The 18,928-nt window shown below is 66.3% G+C and carries 19 protein-coding genes; 8 read left to right on the top strand and 11 right to left on the bottom strand.

All coding sequences use genetic code 11. The features are described 5' to 3' along the window. The first annotated feature begins 67 nt into the window (after positions 1–67). On the top strand, positions 68–775 hold the full coding sequence (locus L286_RS38455) for a helix-turn-helix domain-containing protein (protein ID WP_020819699.1): 708 nt from the start codon (positions 68–70) through the stop codon (positions 773–775). Positions 776–841: 66 nt separating this feature from the next. Here L286_RS38455 and L286_RS38450 read toward each other — a convergent pair whose 3' ends face one another. Together L286_RS38450 and L286_RS38445 are read right to left on the bottom strand one after the other, a co-directional pair. Further along, the gene (locus L286_RS38450; RefSeq protein ID WP_025160586.1) at positions 842–1,426 is read right to left on the bottom strand and encodes a TetR/AcrR family transcriptional regulator; all 585 of its coding nucleotides are present in this window, start codon (positions 1,424–1,426) and stop codon (positions 842–844) included. An 87-nt stretch (positions 1,427–1,513) separates the two neighbouring features. Next, positions 1,514–2,209, bottom strand: a complete 696-nt coding sequence (locus L286_RS38445) for an FCD domain-containing protein (RefSeq protein ID WP_013053756.1) — start codon at positions 2,207–2,209, stop codon at positions 1,514–1,516. Between the two features lie 223 nt (positions 2,210–2,432). On the opposite strand from L286_RS38445, the gene L286_RS38440 reads away from it, so the two are divergent. From L286_RS38440 to L286_RS38430, 3 genes are read left to right on the top strand one after another with little or no spacing between them, the layout of a single operon-like run. Further along, positions 2,433–3,572 (top strand): NAD(P) transhydrogenase subunit alpha, encoded by a 1,140-nt coding sequence (locus L286_RS38440; protein ID WP_020819697.1) that lies wholly within the window; start codon positions 2,433–2,435, stop codon positions 3,570–3,572. Beyond that, complete coding sequence (locus L286_RS38435; protein ID WP_013053754.1) at positions 3,569–3,859, top strand: NAD(P) transhydrogenase subunit alpha; 291 nt, start codon at positions 3,569–3,571, stop codon at positions 3,857–3,859. The genes L286_RS38440 and L286_RS38435 overlap by 4 nt, the downstream gene beginning before the upstream one ends. Position 3,860: 1 nt before the next feature. Continuing rightward, positions 3,861–5,255, top strand: coding sequence for an NAD(P)(+) transhydrogenase (Re/Si-specific) subunit beta (locus tag L286_RS38430; RefSeq protein ID WP_020819696.1), 1,395 nt, complete (start codon positions 3,861–3,863; stop codon positions 5,253–5,255). Between the two features lie 70 nt (positions 5,256–5,325). Here L286_RS38430 and fdhD read toward each other — a convergent pair whose 3' ends face one another. The 8 genes from fdhD to hmgA all read right to left on the bottom strand — a co-directional run bounded on the left by fdhD (position 5,326) and on the right by hmgA (position 14,584). Next, positions 5,326–6,144, bottom strand: coding sequence for a formate dehydrogenase accessory sulfurtransferase FdhD (fdhD, locus tag L286_RS38425; RefSeq protein ID WP_020819695.1), 819 nt, complete (start codon positions 6,142–6,144; stop codon positions 5,326–5,328). After that, the gene (locus L286_RS38420; RefSeq protein WP_013053751.1) at positions 6,141–6,377 is read right to left on the bottom strand and encodes a formate dehydrogenase subunit delta; all 237 of its coding nucleotides are present in this window, start codon (positions 6,375–6,377) and stop codon (positions 6,141–6,143) included. The genes fdhD and L286_RS38420 overlap by 4 nt, the downstream gene beginning before the upstream one ends. 10 nt (positions 6,378–6,387) lie before the next feature. Beyond that, entirely contained in the window at positions 6,388–9,234 is a 2,847-nt protein-coding gene (gene fdhF / locus L286_RS38415) for a formate dehydrogenase subunit alpha (RefSeq protein WP_020819693.1), read from the bottom strand. Then, on the bottom strand, positions 9,231–10,811 hold the full coding sequence (locus L286_RS38410) for an NADH-ubiquinone oxidoreductase-F iron-sulfur binding region domain-containing protein (RefSeq protein ID WP_020819692.1): 1,581 nt from the start codon (positions 10,809–10,811) through the stop codon (positions 9,231–9,233). The genes fdhF and L286_RS38410 overlap by 4 nt, the downstream gene beginning before the upstream one ends. After that, entirely contained in the window at positions 10,808–11,275 is a 468-nt protein-coding gene (locus tag L286_RS38405) for an NADH-quinone oxidoreductase subunit E (RefSeq protein WP_020819691.1), read from the bottom strand. The genes L286_RS38410 and L286_RS38405 overlap by 4 nt, the downstream gene beginning before the upstream one ends. 83 nt (positions 11,276–11,358) lie before the next feature. Further along, the gene (gene maiA, locus L286_RS38400; RefSeq protein ID WP_020819690.1) at positions 11,359–12,000 is read right to left on the bottom strand and encodes a maleylacetoacetate isomerase; all 642 of its coding nucleotides are present in this window, start codon (positions 11,998–12,000) and stop codon (positions 11,359–11,361) included. Further along, complete coding sequence (gene fahA / locus L286_RS38395) at positions 11,997–13,298, bottom strand: fumarylacetoacetase (protein WP_020819689.1); 1,302 nt, start codon at positions 13,296–13,298, stop codon at positions 11,997–11,999. The genes maiA and fahA overlap by 4 nt, the downstream gene beginning before the upstream one ends. Next, the gene (gene hmgA / locus L286_RS38390) at positions 13,295–14,584 is read right to left on the bottom strand and encodes a homogentisate 1,2-dioxygenase (RefSeq protein WP_020819688.1); all 1,290 of its coding nucleotides are present in this window, start codon (positions 14,582–14,584) and stop codon (positions 13,295–13,297) included. Before hmgA ends, fahA begins: the two co-directional genes overlap by 4 nt. A gap of 112 nt (positions 14,585–14,696) precedes the next feature. Between hmgA and L286_RS38385 the strand changes: the two genes are divergently transcribed. Continuing rightward, positions 14,697–15,140, top strand: a complete 444-nt coding sequence (locus L286_RS38385) for a MarR family winged helix-turn-helix transcriptional regulator (protein WP_020819687.1) — start codon at positions 14,697–14,699, stop codon at positions 15,138–15,140. 175 nt (positions 15,141–15,315) lie between these two features. Here the strand turns inward: L286_RS38385 and L286_RS38380 are convergent, their stop codons facing one another. After that, positions 15,316–16,203 (bottom strand): LysR family transcriptional regulator, encoded by an 888-nt coding sequence (locus tag L286_RS38380; protein ID WP_020819686.1) that lies wholly within the window; start codon positions 16,201–16,203, stop codon positions 15,316–15,318. Between the two features lie 97 nt (positions 16,204–16,300). Here L286_RS38380 and L286_RS38375 point away from each other — a divergent pair, with 97 nt between their 5' ends. The 3 genes from L286_RS38375 to L286_RS38365 all read left to right on the top strand — a co-directional run bounded on the left by L286_RS38375 (position 16,301) and on the right by L286_RS38365 (position 18,891). Beyond that, positions 16,301–16,909 carry a TetR/AcrR family transcriptional regulator gene (locus L286_RS38375; protein WP_020819685.1) on the top strand — a complete coding sequence of 203 codons (609 nt, stop codon included), beginning with the start codon at positions 16,301–16,303 and terminating at the stop codon, positions 16,907–16,909. A gap of 344 nt (positions 16,910–17,253) precedes the next feature. Then, positions 17,254–17,637, top strand: a complete 384-nt coding sequence (locus tag L286_RS38370; protein WP_020819684.1) for a hypothetical protein — start codon at positions 17,254–17,256, stop codon at positions 17,635–17,637. 3 nt (positions 17,638–17,640) lie between these two features. Continuing rightward, positions 17,641–18,891, top strand: coding sequence for an efflux RND transporter periplasmic adaptor subunit (locus L286_RS38365; protein WP_021223621.1), 1,251 nt, complete (start codon positions 17,641–17,643; stop codon positions 18,889–18,891). Positions 18,892–18,928 lie beyond the last annotated feature (37 nt).

Here is an 18,928-nt window from a genome sequence, read left to right as displayed (position 1 = left end):
GTGGCGCGAACGGGTCGGGACCATCCTGTTAACGTTCCGGAAACCCGCCCATGCGAATAGTCGATCGATGCCCATTTCAGCGATCGTCGATCAGCCACCGGAAACCGACAACAGGCGCGGCGCCGCGCGCTGGCGCATTCGCCTGGAACTGCCTGGCACGTCCGGCGATGCCGACGCGAACCTGGTGATCCACGACATCTCGACGGCGGGCATGCTCATCGAGACCAGGTCGACGCTGGAGATCGGACAGGGCGTCATGCTGTCCCTGCCCGATGCGGACGAGGTCGTGGCGCGCGTCGTCTGGCAGAACGACACCCTTTTCGGCTGCCGTTTCGAAACCGCGCTGCCCCAGGGAGTGGTGAGCGCGATCAGGCTGCGCCATCCGGGCCGCGACGCGATGCAGCCCGCCGGCGATCGGCCCGAGGGCGCTGACGAGGGTCTGGGCGAACGCCTGCTTCGACTGCGGCACGAAAAGGGGATGAGCCGCACGGCGCTGTCGGAACGGACGGGATTCAGCAAGCCCACCATTTGGGGCTGGGAAACCGGCCGGACCACGCCGCGTAGGGAAAATCTGCGCATTCTTTCCGCCGTTTTCGGCCTGACCGAACAGCAATTGCTTTACGGCAAGGGGCGTTCGACGCTTCGGGAAACGGACGGATCGGGACCGGAATCCTACGCCCGATCATTGAAGGAGGTCATCGATCAGTCGAAGACCCGCATTGCCGAGGCCGCGGGCGTCAGCAAGCTCAAGGTCAACATTTCCATCGAATTTTAAGGCATTTTTCCAGTCGGGCGAGATCGTCCGGAAGATGCGGAAAATGACAGAAAAGGAGCCGGCGGATCATTCATGCCGGAAGATGGCGGCAATCTGCGCGGCGATCTGCGCAGGGGTGAGCTTGCCGGGCCGATACCAGTCGGCGGTGGCATTCAACTGGGCCAGAAGCAGATTGCGATAGATCGATCGGTCGATCCGGGGCGGCAGCGGCAATTCATCCACCAGGGAACGGAACAGCCCCTCGAACCGATCGCGCCGGGCGATCAATTGCTCGCGCACATCATCGGACACTTCCCTAAAATCGTTCATCATCGGCGTGGTCAGGGAATCGGGAGCGAGCTGGATGTCCAGCAGGGTCGCGCAGGCCGCATTCAGCTTTGCCCATGGATCGGATTGCGCCCGCACGGCTTCGTCTATGCGCGCCTCCGCCTCGTCCAGCGCGGCATTGTGCAGTTCGACGAACAGCGCGTCCTTGGACCTGATATGGTGGTAGAGCGACCCCCCCAACACGCCCGCCTGCTCCCCGATGTCCCGCATCGACGTGCCGCGATAGCCCTTTTTGGCGAACAGCTGGGCGGCGATCTCCAATATCTGGCGACGGCGCGCCGACGGCTCGTCATTCGGTCCGGAGGGTGAGACAGGCTTTGTCATTGCCGGGGCGCTAGCACATACTGAATGGCCCGCGAAGCCTCTGTTCGGAGGGGAACGGCCGCTTCGCCTTCCGCTCCCGCGCCTTGTTCAGATGGCCGCGTCGAGTTGGCGCATGATCTCGCGGCGGCGGCGTTGCGCCTCGAAGCGGGCGCGCTCCGGATCTCCGTCCAGGATCGCGGCGATGATGGCGCGCCGCTCACGCTTCCAGCGCTGCTTGCCCTCGCTCCCGCCATAGACCGGCCCGCGCGGATATTCGGCATAATGGTGCACGGCCACGCGAGAGAGAAGTTCCATCAGCGGCCGGTCGACCATCAGGTAGAGAATGTCCAGCATGCTCTGGTCGAAGGCCCCGCGCTGCCGCGCCGTGTTGCGCCCGTCGATCGACTTGACCAGCGCCGCAAGCCTCTGCCGCAGCGCCTCATCCGTCGCCCGCGCCGCCGCCGCCATCAGTTCGCAGTCGAGCAAGGTGATGATGTCGATGGCCTCCGGATGCGCCGAATGATGCAGGGCCAGGAAGCCGGAAATCGCCTGGCTCAGCCCCTCCGCATCGGGCCGGGTCCCGTAATAGCCGCCGCCCGGCCCGCGACGGACCTTCAAAAATCCTTCATGCTCCAGGACGCGCGCGGCCTGTTGCACGGTGACGATGCCGACCCCCAGCGCCTTCGCCAGATCGGGCAGGGATCCGATCTGCGCTTCGGGCGGCTGCGCGACGATCATGTCGCGCAGTTTCGCCACCGCCGCCGTCACCAATCCTTCGCGGGAATTCTGCTTGCGAATGCTCATCTTGCTCCTCGTCTGGCGTCCGGTCGCCAATAGCGAATTTGCGCGCAAAAGGGCACTCCCCGCGCTCTCTTTCCAATAACACGCATATTATTTGTTTGATTCTTCCAGATTTACCACTATGGCGAGTCAGCAGGGTTGATAATGGGCATATTAACAGAAGCATTGGACGCAGCCGGTTTCGGCCGCGCCAAAAGACCTGCCAGCACGGGATGAGGTGGAAGCAGTGAAGATCGGCATAGTGAAAGAGACGGCGCCCGATGAGCGCCGCGTTTCCGGCACGCCGGAGACGGTCAAGAAATTCAGGGCGCTCGGCGCCGATGTCGCCGTGGAAACGGGCGCGGGGCTGTCCGCCGCCATATCGGACGCCGACTATGCCGCCATGGGCGCCACGGTGGCGGATCGCGCCGCGACGGTGGCGGATGCCGACATCATCCTGGGCGTGCAGGGACCGGACCCGGCCGGCCTCGCGGGCGCCAAGCCTGGCGCCTGGATCGTCGCGGGACTCAACCCCTATGTCGAACGCGCGCGGATCGACGCCTATGCGGCGGCGGGTTTCGAGGCGCTGGCGATGGAATTCATGCCGCGCATCACCCGCGCCCAGTCGATGGATATATTGTCGTCCCAGTCCAACCTGGCCGGTTACAAGGCGGTGCTGGACGCGGCGGCCGAATATGGCCGGTCCTTTCCGATGATGATGACGGCGGCGGGCACGGTCTCGCCGGCCAAGGCCTTCATCATGGGCGTCGGCGTCGCCGGTTTGCAGGCCATTGCGACCGCGAAGCGGCTGGGCGCGCAGGTTTCCGCGACCGACGTGCGCTCCGCCACCAGGGAGCAGATCGAGAGCCTGGGCGCCAAGGCGATCTTCGTGGAGAGCGTCGCGGGCATCGAGGGCGAGGGCAAGGGCGGTTATGCCACTGAAATGTCGGAGGATTACAGACAAGCGCAGGCCGAACTGGTGTCCGGCCATATCGCCAAGCAGGACATCGTCATCACCACGGCGCTGATTCCGGGCAAGGCCGCGCCGCGCCTGATTTCCGACGCGCAGATCGCGACGATGAAGCCGGGCAGCGTGATCGTCGACCTGGCCGTCGAACAGGGCGGCAATGTCGAGGGCGCGGTGCTGGGCCAGGTGGTCGAGCGGCACGGCGTCAAGATCGTGGGGCACAAGAATGTGCCGTCGCGCCTAGCCGCCGACGCGTCCGCGCTGTTTGCGCGCAACCTCTATAATTTCCTCTCCGCATTCTGGAACAAGGATCGGAACGCGCCGGTGCTGGACGAGGAAATCGGCAACGCCATCCGCGTGACGCAGGGTGGGAAAGTCGTCAGCGAAAGGCTGCTTCAATTGGCGGGGATACTGTCATGAGTTCGCTTAATCCCGATTATCTGTTCGTCTTCATCCTGGCGGCCTTCGTCGGTTTTCAGCTGATCAAGAAGGTGTCGCCGCTGCTGCACTCGCCCTTGATGTCGCTGACCAACGCCATCGCGGCGGTGGTGATCGTCGGCGCCATCACCATCACGGGCGAGGAAGGCGCGACGCCGTTGGCGAAGACTTTGGGCTTCATCGCGGTGTTCTGCGCCACGGTCAATCTGGTCAGCGGTTTCATGATCACCGACCGCATGCTCAAGATGTTCAAGCCGCGGGGGAAGTGAGATGAACGCATTGGTACCCTTTGCGGCGATCGTCGCATCGTCGCTGTTCATCCTGGCGCTGATGTGGATGAGCCATCCCTCGACAGCCCGCCGGGGCGTTCGCGCGGGCGAGATCGGCATGCTGGTCGCCATCGTCGGCGCGCTGGTCCAGCATGAGGTGGTCGATTATAACCTGATCCTGATCGCCATGGTCGCGGGCGCGGCCGCCGGCATTCCCATGGCGCTGCTGATGCCGATGACCGCCATCCCGCAGCGGACGGCGATCAGCCACGCCTTCGGCGCGCTGGCCGTGGGCCTGATCGGCGCGGCGGAATATTATAAGCATGCCCATGCCGAATATGCGGGCAGCTTCATCCTGTGGGCGCTGATGTTCGAGATGCTGCTGGGTTTCCTGACCTGCACCGCATCGGTCATCGCCTTCGCCAAGTTGCAGGAATTGATGGGCAGCCGCCCCGTATCCTTCGTCGGGCAGCGGGTGCTGAACGGCGGCGTGGCGCTGGCGACGGTGGTGATCGGCGCGATGCTGGCCATCGACCCGACGCAGACCTGGCTGTTCCCGGCCTTCGTGGCGCTGGCGCTGCTGTTCGGCATATTGCTGGTGATCCCCATCGGCGGCGCGGACATGCCGACCGTCATCGCGCTGCTGAACAGCTATGCCGGTCTGGCGGCGAGCGCCATGGGCTTTGCCTTGGGCAACAAGCTGCTGATCGTGGCGGGCGCGCTGGACGGGGCCTCCGGCTTCATCCTGGCGGTCATCATGTGCAAGGCGATGAACCGCAGCTTCGCCAACGTCATGTTCGGCGGCTTCGGCGCGGTCGTGGCGGGCGCGGCGGGCGGCAAGGACGACCGGGTGGTACGTTCCGCCTCTGCCGAGGAGGCCGCGTTGCAGCTTGAAAATGCCAGCAGCGTGGTCATTATCCCCGGCTATGGCATGGCCGTGGCCCAGGCGCAGCACAAGGTCAGCGAACTGTATCAGGCGCTGACCAAGAAGGGCGTGGACGTGAAGTTTGCGATCCATCCGGTGGCGGGGCGCATGCCGGGCCATATGAACGTGCTGCTTGCCGAGGCGAACGTGCCCTATGAGCAGTTGGTCGAGCTGGACGACATCAACCCGGAGCTGCCGCAGGCGGACGTGGCGCTGATCATCGGCGCGAACGACACGATCAACCCGTCGGCCCGCGACGATCCGCAAAGCGCCATCGCGGGCATGCCGATCATCGAGGCGGATCGGGCCAAGTCGGTATTCGTCATCAAGCGCTCCATGAATGCGGGCTTCGCCGGGATCGACAATCCGATCTACTACAACAGCAACACCCAGATGCTGTTCGGCGACGCCAAGGACATGGTCGGAACCATCGCCAAGGAACTGGCGGGCGGCGGTTCGGGGCTGCACTGAGCGGCAGGGCGGCGCCCTTCCCCATATTGGGAGGAGGAAGGGCGCCATTCCCGCCCGCCCCCCCGAACCGTTACGCTTCCCGCTGATCGAGACCCGACGTCCCTTCCCCGTACAACAGGATGGAGTCGGCGCGCGCCAGCACCGCCAGAGCCAGCCCCGCCCCGGCCGCCCGTTCGGCCGCAAGGCGCGTCGGCGCGGAGATCGTCGCCAGCAAGGGGCAGTCCGCCAGCACCGCCTTTTCCACCAACTCATAGGAACAGCGGGAGGAGAGCAGCGCAAAGCCGCCGTCCCACGCCCATCCGCGCCGCCACATCGCGCCGATCAGCTTGTCGAACGCATTATGCCGCCCGACATCCTCGCGGGCGAGGCGGATGGCGCCGTCCGCCGCCGCCAGCGCCGCCGCATGGGCAGCGCCGGTCCGCGCATTGAGCGGCTGGCGCCCTTTCAGTTCCTCCAACGCCCGGAAAACCGCCTGACTGCCGGTCAATATCGAGGCCGTGACGGGCGGCAAGGGCCGGATCGCCTGTTCCAGATTTTCCACCCCGCAGATCCCGCAGGAGGATTCCGAGGCGCGATGCCGCACCCGGCTCAGCAATGCCTCCGTCCGCTCCTGCGGCAGGGTCGCCCGGGCGACGATCCCTTGCGCGGTCGCATGCACGTCCACCTCGAACGGCGCATCCTCCCGGCCGATCAGCCGTTCCGCCAGCGCGAAGCCCAGCACCAGTTCCTCGACATCGGCGGGCGTGGCCATCAGCACGGCGTAGCCGATGCCGTTGAATTCGATGGCAATCGGCACTTCTTCCGCCAGTTCCCGCGTCACTGGCGCGACGCGGCCTTCCGGCGTCACTTGCCTGAAGGTGAAGGACCGATCTTCCGGCCCGGCGCTCAAGGCGCCACGATCCGGCCCACCGCGGCGGCGGCTATCGGGGACAAGGCGCCGGGACGCGCGGCGGCCAGCATGCCGATGCGCCGCCGCATCGCCGGATCCCAGAAGGCGCGGATGTGATCCGCCGTCATGGCCACGGCCTCCGCTTCGCCCAACGCCTCGACATTGCGGGCGATCTGGTTCGCCATGTAGATCAGGCGGTCCTCGGTCGACATGACTTCATTTTCGTCGCTCATGCGGCCGATCCTATTCGGCCGCTTCCGCAGGCGCAATGCGTCGGCTGCGGCGCGCCTGTTCGGCATAGTCGCGCTGCCAGTCGCTCGGCCCGTTGGATCGCATGACCTGCACCGCCGTCACCTTATATTCCGGGCAGTTGGTGGCCCAGTCCGAATAGTCGGTGGTGATGACGTTAGCCTGCGTGTCGGGGTGGTGGAAGGTGGTGTAGACGACGCCGGGCGCGACCCGCTCCGTGATCAGGGCGCGCAGGCTGGTTTCCCCGGCGCGGCTCTTGAGCGAGGCCCAGTCGCCGTCGTTGATGCCGCGATTTTCCGCATCGGTGGGGTGGATTTCCAGCCGGTCCTCCGGATGCCAGGCCTCGTTCGCCGTACGCCGGGTCTGCGCGCCGACATTATATTGGCTGAGGATGCGCCCGGTGGTCAGCAGCAGCGGGAAGCGCGGCCCGGTCTTCTCGTCGGTGGGCACATAGTCGGTGACGACGAACTTGCCCTTTCCCCGCACGAAGCCGCCGACATGCATGGTCGGCGTGCCGTCCGGCGCGGCGTCATTGGCGGGCCATTGCAGCGATCCCTCCGCCTCCAGCCGGTTATAATGCACGCCCGCGAAGGTGGGGGTGAGGGCGGCGATCTCGTCCATGATCTGCGAGGGATGATCATAGGTCCAGTTGAGGCCCATGGCGTTCGCGACCAATTGCACGATCTCCCAATCGGCATAGCCGTTCAAGGGCGCCATCACCTTGCGCACGCGCTGGATGCGGCGTTCGGCGTTGGTGAACGTCCCGTCCTTTTCCAGGAAAGTCGATCCGGGCAGGAAGACATGGGCGTAATTGGCGGTTTCGTTGAGGAACAGATCCTGCACCACCACGCATTCCATCGCCGCGAGGCCCGCCGCGACATGATGGGTGTTGGGGTCGGACTGGAGGATGTCCTCGCCCTGGATGAAGATGCCCTTGAACGTCCCGTCGGTCGCCGCGTCGAGCATGTTGGGGATGCGCAGGCCCGGCTCGGCGTCCAGCGCCACGCCCCAGGCCTGTTCGAACTGGCCGCGCACCGCATCGTCCGACACATGGCGATAGCCCGAAAATTCATGCGGGAAGCTGCCCATGTCGCAGGCGCCCTGCACATTATTCTGCCCGCGCAGGGGGTTCACGCCCACGCCCTCCCGCCCGACATTGCCGGTCGCCATGGCGAGATTGGCGATGGCCATGACGGTGGAACTGCCCTGGCTATGTTCGGTCACGCCCAGCCCGTAATAGATCGCGGCGTTCCCGCCCGTCGCGTAGAGCCGCGCCGCCGCGCGCACTTCCTCCGCCTCGACGCCGGTCAGCGGTTCGACGGCTTCGGGCGAGCGTTGCGGTTCGGAGACGAAATCGGCCCATTCGGCGAACTCGTCCCAATCGCAGCGGTCGCGGATGAAGGCCTCGTCATGGAGCTTCTCCGTCACGATCACATGCGCCAGCGCCGTCAGCATGGCGACATTGGTGCCGGGCCGCAGCGGCAGGTGATGCGCCGCCTCGACATGGGGGGACTTCACCAGATCGATCCGCCGGGGGTCGATGACGATCAGCTTCGCGCCCTGCCTGAGCCGTTTCTTCATGCGGCTGGCGAAGACCGGATGGCCGTCGGTCGGATTGGCGCCGATGACGAGGATCACATCGGCCTGCATGATGCTGTCGAAATCCTGCGTGCCGGCGGAGGTGCCGAACGTCGTCTTCAAGCCATAGCCGGTCGGGGAATGGCAGACCCTGGCGCAGGTATCGACATTATTGTTGCCGAAGCCCTGGCGGATCAGCTTCTGGACCAGGAAGGTCTCCTCATTGGTGCAGCGGCTGGAGGTGATGCCGCCGATGCTGCGCGTGCCATATTTGGCCTGGATGCGCCGGAACTCGCTGGCGGTGTGGGCGATGGCCTCCTCCCACGACACTTCGCGCCAGGGTTCGTCGACGGAGGCGCGGATCATGGGGTTGAGGATGCGGTCGCGATGCTGGGCATAGCCCCAGGCGAAGCGGCCCTTGACGCAGCTATGCCCGCGATTGGCCTTGCCGTCCTTCCATGGCACCATGCGCACCAGTTCCTCGCCTCGCATCTCGGCGCGGAAGGTGCAGCCGACGCCGCAATAGGCGCAGGTGGTGACGACCGAGCGGTCGGGCGTGCCGACCTCCACCACTTTCTTCTCGGTCAGGGTGGCGGTGGGGCAGGCCTGAACGCAGGCGCCGCAGGACACGCATTCGGACGAGAGGAAATCCTGCCCCTGCGAGGGCGAGACCCTGGAATCGAAACCCCGCCCTTCGATGGTCAGGGCGAACGTGCCCTGCACCTCGTCGCAGGCGCGGACGCAGCGGGAGCAGAGGATGCACTTGCTGGGATCGAAGTCGAAATAGGGGTTCGACTGGTCCTTCGCCTGCCCCATATTGGTGGCGCCGTCATAGCCGTAGCGGACATCGCGCAGGCCCACAGCGCCCGCCTGGTCCTGCAATTCGCAATCGCCGTTGGCCGGGCAGGTCAGGCAATCGAGCGGATGGTCGGAGATGTACAGTTCCATCACCCCGCGCCGAAGCTGTTTCAGCCGTTCGCTCTGGGTGCGGACCACCATGCCCTCGGCGACCGGCGTGGTGCAGGAGGCGGGATAGCCGTTCCGTCCCTCGACCTCGACCAGGCAGAGGCGGCAGGAACCGAAACTCTCCACATTGTCGGTCGCGCAGAGTTTGGGGATGGAGCAGCCGGTAAGCGACGCCGCCCGCATGATCGACGTGCCCTCCGGCATCGTCACCGTCTCGCCGTCGATGGTCAGGGTGACGCGCTTGCCCGTCGCGATGGCGGGCGGCGTTCCATGATCGGTTTCGCGTGCGTAGCTCATTCCGCGGCTTCCTTGATCGGGGCCGGAGCGCCGAAATCCTGAGGGAAATTGTCGAGCGCGCTCAGCACCGGATAGGGCGTGAAGCCCCCAAGGGCGCAGAGCGAGCCATGTTTCATCGTGTCGCACAGGTCGCGCAGCAGGGCGGTCTGCGCCTCCAGTCCGGTATCGATCCGGTCGGGGGTGCGGGAGTTGAGCGCCTTCTGGAGATAGCCCTCCCATTGCCGCCCGGCGGGGACGGCAGGCGCGCTGTCCCGCGCCGCGATGATCCGGTCCATCACCTCGACGCCCCGCGTCGACCCGATGCGGCAGGGGGTGCATTTGCCGCAGCTTTCGACCGCGCAGAATTCCATGGCGAAGCGCGCCATATGCGCCATGTCCACAGTGTCGTCGAACAGGGTGATCCCGGCATGGCCGATCAGCCCGCCCGCCTGCGCGAAAGCCTCATAGTCGAAGGGCAGGTCGAACATGCCCGGCGGGAAATAAGCGCCCAAAGGGCCGCCCACCTGCACGGCGCGCACCGGCCTGCCGCTGGCGGTGCCGCCGCCGATGCCGTTCACCAGTTCGCCAAGGGTGATGCCGAAGCCGATCTCATAGAGTCCGCCATGCTTCACATTGCCCGCAAGCTGCACCGGCATGGTGCCGCGAGACCGGCCGAAACCCACCGCCGCATAGGCCTCCGCCCCCTCCGCCAGGATGAAGGGCACCGCCGCGAGGCTCAGCACATTGTTGATCACCGTGGGCTGGCCGAACAGACCGGCCAGCGCGGGAAGGGGCGGCTTTGCGCGCACCTGCCCGCGCTTGCCCTCTATGCTGTCGAGCAGCGCCGTCTCCTCGCCGCAGACATAGGCGCCTGCTCCGACCCGGACCTCCAGCGTGAAGGGCGCGATCCGTTCGGCGGAAAGCGCGATAGCCTCCTGCATGGCGGCGATGGCGAAGGGATATTCGCTGCGGATATAGATATAGCCATGGCCCGCCCCCACGGCGTGACCGGCAATCGCCATCCCCTCGATCAGGCAGAAGGGGTCGCCCTCCATCAGCATGCGGTCGGCGAAGGTGCCGCTGTCGCCTTCATCGGCATTGCAGACGATGAACTTGGCGTCGGAAACCGCATCCAGCACGGTCTGCCATTTGATGCCGGTGGGGAAGCCAGCCCCTCCCCGCCCGCGCAGGCCGGACGCCTTGACCGCGTCGACCACCGCCTGGGGCGGCATCGCCCGCGCCGCGTCCAGTCCGCGCCAGCCGCCATGATCGGCATAGTCCTGGAGGCTGAGCGGGTCGATGATCCCGCAGCGGGCGAAGGTGAAGCGCTGCTGCCCCGCGAAGAAGGGCAACGCTGCTACCTCGCCCAGCCGCGCCTTATGGCTGCCGTCCAGCACCGCCGTGACGTCTCCCGGTCCCACCGGGCCGAAGCCGATCCGTTTTCCCTCGTTTTCGACCTCCACCAGGGGTTCGATGGAAAACAGTCCCCGGCTTCCGGTGCGCACCACTTCGCATCCGGCGGCTTCGAAGGCGCGGGCGACATCGTCCGCGCCCAGGGCGACCGAGGCCATGTCCCGGCTGACATAGATGCGCGTCATGCCGCGATCTCCTGCGCGATCCGGTCGAGCGCGGCGATGTCGATCCGGGCGACGGGGCGGCCATCGACCAGGGCGTTGGGGCCGACGGCGCAGAGGCCCAGGCAATAGATGGGTTCCAGCGTCACCTGGCCGTCGGAACGGGTTTCGCCCATCGAAACGCCGAGCCGTTCGGCGGCGGCCTTTTCCATCGCGGCGGCGCCTCTCGCCTGGCAGCTTTCGGCGCGGCAGAATTTCACGACATGGCGGCCGGCCGGAGAGCGGCGGAAATCATGGTAGAAGGTCACGACTCCATGAACGTCTGCGCGAGTGAGGTTGAGTTTTTCGGCTATGATTTTGATAGCGCTACCATCGATAAAGCCGATCTCTTCCTGGAGCATGTGGAGGAGGGGGAGCAGGCGGTCGCGAGCGCGGCCGTGGGTTTGGGTCCAGTCCTCTATCAGCCGGGCTGTTTCTTCTTGCTGCATCTTCCCTCGCCTTTTCGCCCATGGTGCGCCCTGGCGAGGGAGGCGTCAAATCGAAGCGCATCATGTTTGATAGAAATTCTCTATCAATCGGCGTCGGGCTGGGCGGAGGGATGGGCCGCGGCGAAGGCGTCGAGCGCCCGCGCCCTTTCCCCCGCCGCGACGAGGGCGGGGAAGGGCGAGAGGTCGACATGGAAACGCTCCGCCGAATAAAGCTGCGGCACCAGATAGCAGTCCGCCAGCCCCGGCCGGTCGCCAAAGGCGAAGCCCCGGCCATGGCGCGCCACCAATGCCTCCAGCGCGGCGAAGCCGTCCGCGATCCAGCGGGCGATCCAGCGGTCGAGCGCGGGCTGGTCCGCGCCGAAATCCTGTTTCAGCGCCTGCAACACGCGCAGATTGTTGAGCGGGTGGATGTCGCAGCCGATCAGCGCCGCCATGGAGCGGACCAGCGCCCTGCCCTCCGCGTCGGCGGGCAGCAGGGGCGGCTGGGGCCAGCGTTCCTCGATCCATTCCAATATGGCCGGGCTTTGCGTGAGGGTGAAATCGTCCGCCTCCACCGCCGGGACGAGGCCCTGCGGCGCGATGGCGCGATAGTCCGGCTCCCGCTGCGCGCCGGTGCGCAGGTCGTGCGTGACCTGATCATAGGCCACGCCCTTCAGGTTCAGCGCGATCCGCACGCGATAGGAGCTGGTCGAGCGCCAATAGCCGTGGAGCGTCAGCGCGCTCATCGCGCCGGCTCGATCAGGGCGCGGCATTCCCCGAAGCCGATGGGGACATAGCCGTCCGCCCGCGCCACCGCCTTCAGCGCCAGTTCGTCGCCATCCTGCAAAAAGGCGCGTTCCTCGCCGGTCGGCAGGAGGATCTTTGTCTTGCCGCCCTGGGTCAGTTCCATGAGGCTGCCATAGCTGTCCGGCGTCGGGCCGGACAGCGTGCCCGTCCCCAGCAGGTCGCCGGGATTGAGGTTGCAGCCGTTGGAGGCATGATGGGCGACAATCTGCTGCGCGGTCCAGTACATGGAGGAAGCGGGGCCGCGCGAGAGGCGCATGGGCGCGAGGCCCAGCGCCCGCATGTTTGCGCTCGACAGATGGACCTCCAGATCGACGGACAGCGCGCCATGGGCCTGATCCTGTTCGTCCCACAAATAGGGCAAGGGTTGCGGGTCGCCCTGCGGCCTTGGAGGCTGGGCGATGCGGAAGGGGGCCATGGCCTCCGCCGTCACGACCCAGGGGGAGATGGTGGACTGGAAATTCTTGGCGAGGAACGGGCCCAGCGGCACATATTCCCATGCCTGGAAGTCGCGCGCCGACCAGTCGTTGAGCAGGCAGAAGCCCGCTATATGGTTCGCCGCCTCGGCAATCGGCACAGGCTCCCCCAGCGCATTGCCCGCGCCGATCCAGATGCCCAGTTCCAGCTCATAATCCAGTCGTTGGCTGGGCCCCACCACCGGAGCATCGGCATCGGGGGCCTTGCGCTGGCCCTGCGGCCGGATCACCGGCACGCCTGACGGCCGGATGGAGGATGCCCGTCCATGATAGCCGATGGGGACATATTTATAATTGGGCAGCAGCGGATTGTCGGGGCGGAACAGCTTGCCGATATTGGTGGCGTGGTGAATGCCGACATAGAAGTCGGTATAATCGCCGATGGTCGCGGGCAGATGCAGCGCGCAGTCCGACGCGGGGTGCAGCAGGGGTTCGATGGCGTGGCGCTGGGCTTCGTCGCTGAAAAGGGCGCTCAGCCAGCGGCGCAGCGCCAGACGGTCCGCCGCCGGGAGCGCCATCAGGGCGTTGAGGGTCGGTTCGCCGAGGACGGCGGATGCTGCGGCGGGGAGCAGGCCCGATTGGGCGGCGGCGCGCAGGTCGAATATCCTCTCCCCTATCGCCACCCCTGCCCGCGCCGCGCCGCCGGTGGGCGAGAAGATGCCGTAGGGCAGGTTCTGGATCGGGAAGGCGGGATGGCCATCGGCTCCCTCCACCCAGCTCGACCGGGCGGGATCGTGGGTTTCGTCGATCCGGGGGAAGCTCATGCCCGTTCCTCTCGCGGCAGTCGCGCCTTGGCGAAGCCGGACCAGCAATCGTCATAATCCAACTGGCCCAGCGGCGTTTCCATCGCGAAGCGGGTCGGGCGGAAAGGGTAGCGGCTTTCGAACATGAAGGCCATGCTGTCGGCGATCCGGTGCGGCTTCAGTTCGGCGGCCAGCGCGCCTTCATAGCTTGCCCTGTCCGGGCCGTGGCCCGCCATGCAATTGTGCAGCGACGCGCCGCCGGGGGCGAAGCCGCCTGCCTTCGCGTCATAACTGCCGTGGATCAGGCCCATGAATTCGCTCATCACATTGCGGTGAAACCATGGCGGGCGGAATGTATCCTCCGCCACCATCCAGCGCGGCGGGAAGATCACGAAATCGCAATTGGCGGTGCCCGGCCGGTCGCTGGGGGAGGTCAGCACGGTGAAGATCGACGGGTCGGGATGGTCGTAGCTGACCGTGTTCATCGTGTTGAAGCGGCGCAGGTCATAGCGGCAGGGCGCGAGATTGCCGTGCCAGGCGGCCACGTCGAAGGGGGAATGGTCCTGCGTCGTGACCCACAGGCTTCCGCCATATTTCTGGACGATTTCATGGGGGCTGTCGTCATCTTCATATCGTGCGGCGGGGGTTTCGAAGTCGCGGGGGTTGGCGAGGCCGTTGGAGCCGATGGGGCCAAGGTCGGGGAGGCGGAACGAGGCTCCGTAATTTTCGCAGACATAGCCGCGCGCCGTTCCGTCGGGCAGTTCCACCCTGAACCGGACGCCGCGGGGGATGAGCGCGATCTGGTGCGGGGCGATGTCGAACATGCCCATTTCCGTGATGATGCGCAGCCTGCCCTGTTGCGGCACGATCAGCATTTCGCCGTCGGCATTGGCGAAGGCGCGCTTTTCCATCGGGCGGTTGGCGGCATAGAGGTGGACGGCCAGCCCCTCCCCCGCCGCCGGATCGCCCGCGCCGCAATAGCTGATCAGACCGTCGACGAAATCCACCGGCCGTTCGGGGATCGGCAGGGGGTTCCAGCGCAGGCGGTTGGGGGTCGGCGGGACTTCATCGAACGGGCCGCTGCGCAGGAGCGTATCGGCTTCATAGGGGCGATAGGGCGGGTGATTGGCGGCCGGGCGCAGGCGGTAGAGCCAGCTTCGCCGGTTTTCCGCCCGTGGCGCGGTGAAGGCGGTGCCGGACAATTGTTCGGCATAGAGGCCATAGGGGGCGTGCTGGGGGGAGTTGCGGCCCACGGGCAGCGCGCCGGGCACGGCCTCCGTCGCGAAATGATTGCCGAAGCCTGTCATCAGGGGGGCTTCGGGCGGCCTGCTCTCTCCCATTTCGGCGCGACTCCTGATGGTATCAATTGTTACCATCATAGCGCTTTGCGGAGGAAGTATCAAATGTTACCAGTTCGGGATGACTGACAAAGTGCTGCGCCTGGATGCGTTTATTCCCTATCGGCTGTCCTTCACGGCGGCGTTGCTGAGCGACGCCGTTGCGCAAAGTTATGAGGATTTGTTCGGCATCGGCATCGCGGAGTGGCGGGTGATTGCCTGGGTGGCGGAACGGGGGAGCATCACCCAGCAGCAGATTTGCGCGATGAGCCGCATGGACAAGGTGACGGTGAGCCGGGCGGCGATTGCCCTGACCGGGCGGGGGGTGCTGCGGCGCTTGCCCAAGGCGGAGGACAGGCGGTCGCATCTGCTGGCGCTGACGGAGGAAGGGGAGCGGCTGCATGCGGCCATTGCGCCCAAGGCGCTGGAACTGGAGAGCGGGGTGTTTTCGCATTTCAGCGCGGAGGAGGTGGAGGCCTTTGTGGGGATGTTGCGGCGGATCGATGCGGTGGTTTTGGGGAGTTGATCTGTCCTTTTCCTCCCTGCGCGTAGCGTGGGGAGGGGGACCGGCCGAAGGCTGGTGGAGGGGAATGGGGCGCGACCTGCGTATTTCCCCTCCACCACCGCCTTCGGCGGCGTCGAAGAGAGTCACGTGCCTCTCTTCGACCCTCCCCATGCAAGCATGGGGAGGAATTGGTGGCTTAGGTTATGTTTGGGATTTCGCGGGCGATGTTCAGGACCGCCTGGGCCAGGGGGCCTAGGGGGGCGCGGTCGGAGACGATGACGCCGATGCGGCTGCCTTCGTCCGCTTCGGGGAGGGCGAAGGTGCGGACCCAGTCCAGGCCGTCCAGCAGCATGGCGTGGCTGTCCGGCACGATGGAGCAGAGGCGGCCCTGCCGGACCAGCGCGAACAGGGCGACATAGCTGTCCGCTGTCACCACCGGGCGCAGCGCCAGGCCGCGTTCGCCCAGGCGGGCGTCCAATATGCGGCGGTTCTGCATCCCCTGGTGCAACAGGCAGAGCGGCAGGGCGGCGACATCCTCCCAGCTTGGCGTCCGGCCTTCGTCCAGCACGCCCTGCGCCGCCGCCAGCATGTAGCGTTCGACGTAGAGCGGCGCGGCGAGCATGTGGGAGGGCGGCTCGAAATCCAGATAGGTGAGGCCCGCGTCCAGTTCGAACGCGGTCAGTTCCCGCTCGATCTGGCGGGAGGTCAGCGCCCGGACGGAGATGTTGAGGCCGGGGTGCCGTTCCAGCAGCGCCTCCACCAGCGGGCCGACCGCGGGCATCGCCGCCGGGATCGCGCCCAGCCGCAATTCGCCCTGCAACGGTCCCTTGGCGACCGCCGCCGCCTGCATCAGATTGTCGGCAGCCGCGACCAGTTGCTGCGCCCAGGGCAGGATCGCCCTCCCCTCCTCCGTCAGTCCGGCATAGCGGCGGTTGCGCAGGATCAGGCGCTTGCCAAGCTGCGCCTCCAGCGCGGAGATGCCCGCCGAGAGCGTGGGTTGCGACACGTGGCAGGCCGTCGCGGCGCGGGCGAAATGCCCCTCCCTCTCCAGCGCCAGGAAATATTGGAGTAGCCGGGTCTGCATGCGCCTTGCCTTGTTTTCCCGGTTGATAGGGTAAAGTGTCGCGACATGTAAGCCGGGTCTGGACGATGGGTGCAAGGCCTACTATATACCGACCGGTATGGAAACACAGACTCAGGCAGCGCGGGGCCGCCCGCGCGAGTTCGATCCGGAAGAAGCGCTCGGCGCCGCGCTGAACGTGTTCTGGCGGCGCGGCTATGAGGGCGCGTCCATGGCCGAGCTGACCGAGGCGATGGGGATCACCAAGCCCAGCCTCTATGCCTGTTTCGGTAACAAGGAATCGCTGTTCCGCAAGGCGCTGGACCTCTATGAGCGGGACAAGCTGTGCTACATGAAATCCGCGCTGGAGGCGCCGACGGCGAAGGGCGTGGCCGAACGGCTGCTGCGCGGGTCGCTGGCGATCCAGACCGGGACCACCGATCCCCATGGCTGCCTGGGCGTCATCAGCACGGTGGGGTGCACCATCCAGGCGGACTCGATCCGCGAAGATGTGATGGCCCGCCGCGCCTCTTCGGACGCGGCGTTGCTGGCCCGGTTGGAGCGGGCGCGGGACGAGGGCGACTTTCCCGATACGATCGAGCCGCAAGCGCTGGCCACCTATCTGACGACAGTGATGCAGGGCATGGCGGTGCATGCGGGCGCGGGCATGTCCCGCGAACTGCTGGAGCAACTGGTGGACACGACGCTGGCCGTCTGGCCGGGGAAGTGACGGGAATCCGGGGCTTTCCGGATTAAATACCAGAAAATTACCGATCGGTATAAAAAGATCGTTGACCCTGCTGCCGTCGTTCATTATATACTGTTCAGTATTGAATGGACCTGCGATCAAAAGGGGTCGTGAAATGCGGATATTTATCGAAACCTGTCGTCGCTGACGGCTTGAGCGGCCAGCCCAACAGGGGGCCGTGACCAGACAAACATAGCACGCCTGATGCGCGGCCGCCGGTCGCGTGGCGGGGAGATTTTTTTCACGTTCGGCCGGGAAGGCTCGCAGCGGACGATCCTGCATCGGCCCGATCCCCCCGGTTTTGCGTCATTCACAGGGGAATAGTCATGGCATTTCTGCAACTTGCCGCGCTGGCCGACGATGGCGGGACTATTGGCGTCAAGAAGGCGGCGGCGAACCCCGGTTTCGCGCCGGTCGAATGGCAGATCATCCAGCTTGCGCGGCGGGACGGGCTGGATTCGCTGCGCGCGCCCGATCTGTGGGATCGGGTGAAGGGCTGGATTTTCGGACGGCGGTCCAATCCGCGCCTCGCCAATATGCGGCTGGAGAGCCTGCGGCGGCTGGCGGTCGACGCCTGGCATCGCGGCTATGCGGTGCGTCCGTCCTATCTCAAGGCCTTTTTGAAGGCCGGTTTCAACGAGGGCCAGCTTGAAACGCTGCTGGCCAGCATCAGCGCGCAACGGCGCTTTCGCGCTTCCCGGAGCAGATAAATCATGAACATGCATGCACCCATCGACGTCGACACCCGGTCGGCGACCCCCCTCTCCCGCTGGCGCAAGCGCCATGTTTCGCTGGCCGCGATGGCCCTGGTCATCCTGGGCGGCGTCGGGTGGAAGATCGTCGACAGGCCGGAGGCGCAGGCGGCGGCCACGCCGCTGGTGACCGTGGGCATCGCCGCTCCGCTGAGCCGGGCGGTGACGCAGTGGGACGATTATGTCGGCCGCTTCGCGCCCAGCCAGACGGTGGAAATCCGCCCCCGCGTGTCGGGGTCGGTGACGGCGATCCATTTCCGGGACGGCGATTATGTGAAGGCGGGGCAATTGCTGTTCACCATCGACCAGCGGCCCTTCCTGGCGGCTCTGGCCGAGGCGCGGGCCAGTACGGCGAGTGCGCGGAGCGCGCTGCTGCTGGCGCAGAATGATTATGGCCGGGTGCAGCGGCTGACGGGGGACGAGGCGGTTTCCGCGAGCGAGGTGGATTCGCTGCGGTCGCGGTTGCAGGCGGCTCAGGCCGCGCTGGCCGGGGCGCAGGCGCGGGAGCGGCAGCGGGCGCTGGAGGTCGAGTTCACGCAGGTGCGCGCGCCGATTTCGGGGCGGGTTTCGGACCGGCGGGTCGATATTGGCAATCTCGTCTCGGCCGGTGAGGGGGCGGGCGCGACGTTGCTGACCACGGTCAACAAGATCGATCCCATCTACTTCAACTTCGACGCTTCCGAGGCGCTGTACCTGAAGTCGCAGCGGGACAGGGGCGCCGGCGGGACGGTGGAGGTGCGGTTGCAGGATGAGGCGGATTACCGGCACAAGGGGCGGCTGGACTTCACCGACAATGGACTGGACCCGCGTTCGGGGACGATCCGGGTGCGCGCCGTGTTCGACAATCCGGACATGTTCCTGACGCCGGGGCTGTTCGGCAACATGCGGCTGGCCAATGGGGGCAAGGTCGACGCCCTGCTGGTGCCGGACGAGGCGATCCAGTCCGATCAGGCGCGCAAGACCGTGCTGGTGGTGGCCAGGAACGACAGCGTCGTGGCGAAGCCGGTGGAACTGGGGCCGGTGGTGGACGGGTTGCGCATCATTCGCGCCGGGCTGGCGCCTGGGGATCGGGTGATCGTTTCGAACATCCAGGCGGCCATGCCTGGGGCGAAGGTCGCGACGCGGGCGGTGGCGGTCAAGGCGGCTCCGGCGCCGGTTGCGGCGGTGGGTGCGGCTGTTCCGGCGGCGGCTCAGGCTACCTTTGCGCGGTGATTTCCTAGCGTCCTGCCATCTGGCGAGCCCCCACCCC

Source organism: Sphingobium sp. HDIP04 (assembly GCF_000445085.1).
Classification (GTDB): domain Bacteria; phylum Pseudomonadota; class Alphaproteobacteria; order Sphingomonadales; family Sphingomonadaceae; genus Sphingobium; species Sphingobium indicum.
Note: the sequence above shows the minus strand (reverse complement) of the source record. Positions and strands in the feature narration are given on the sequence as shown.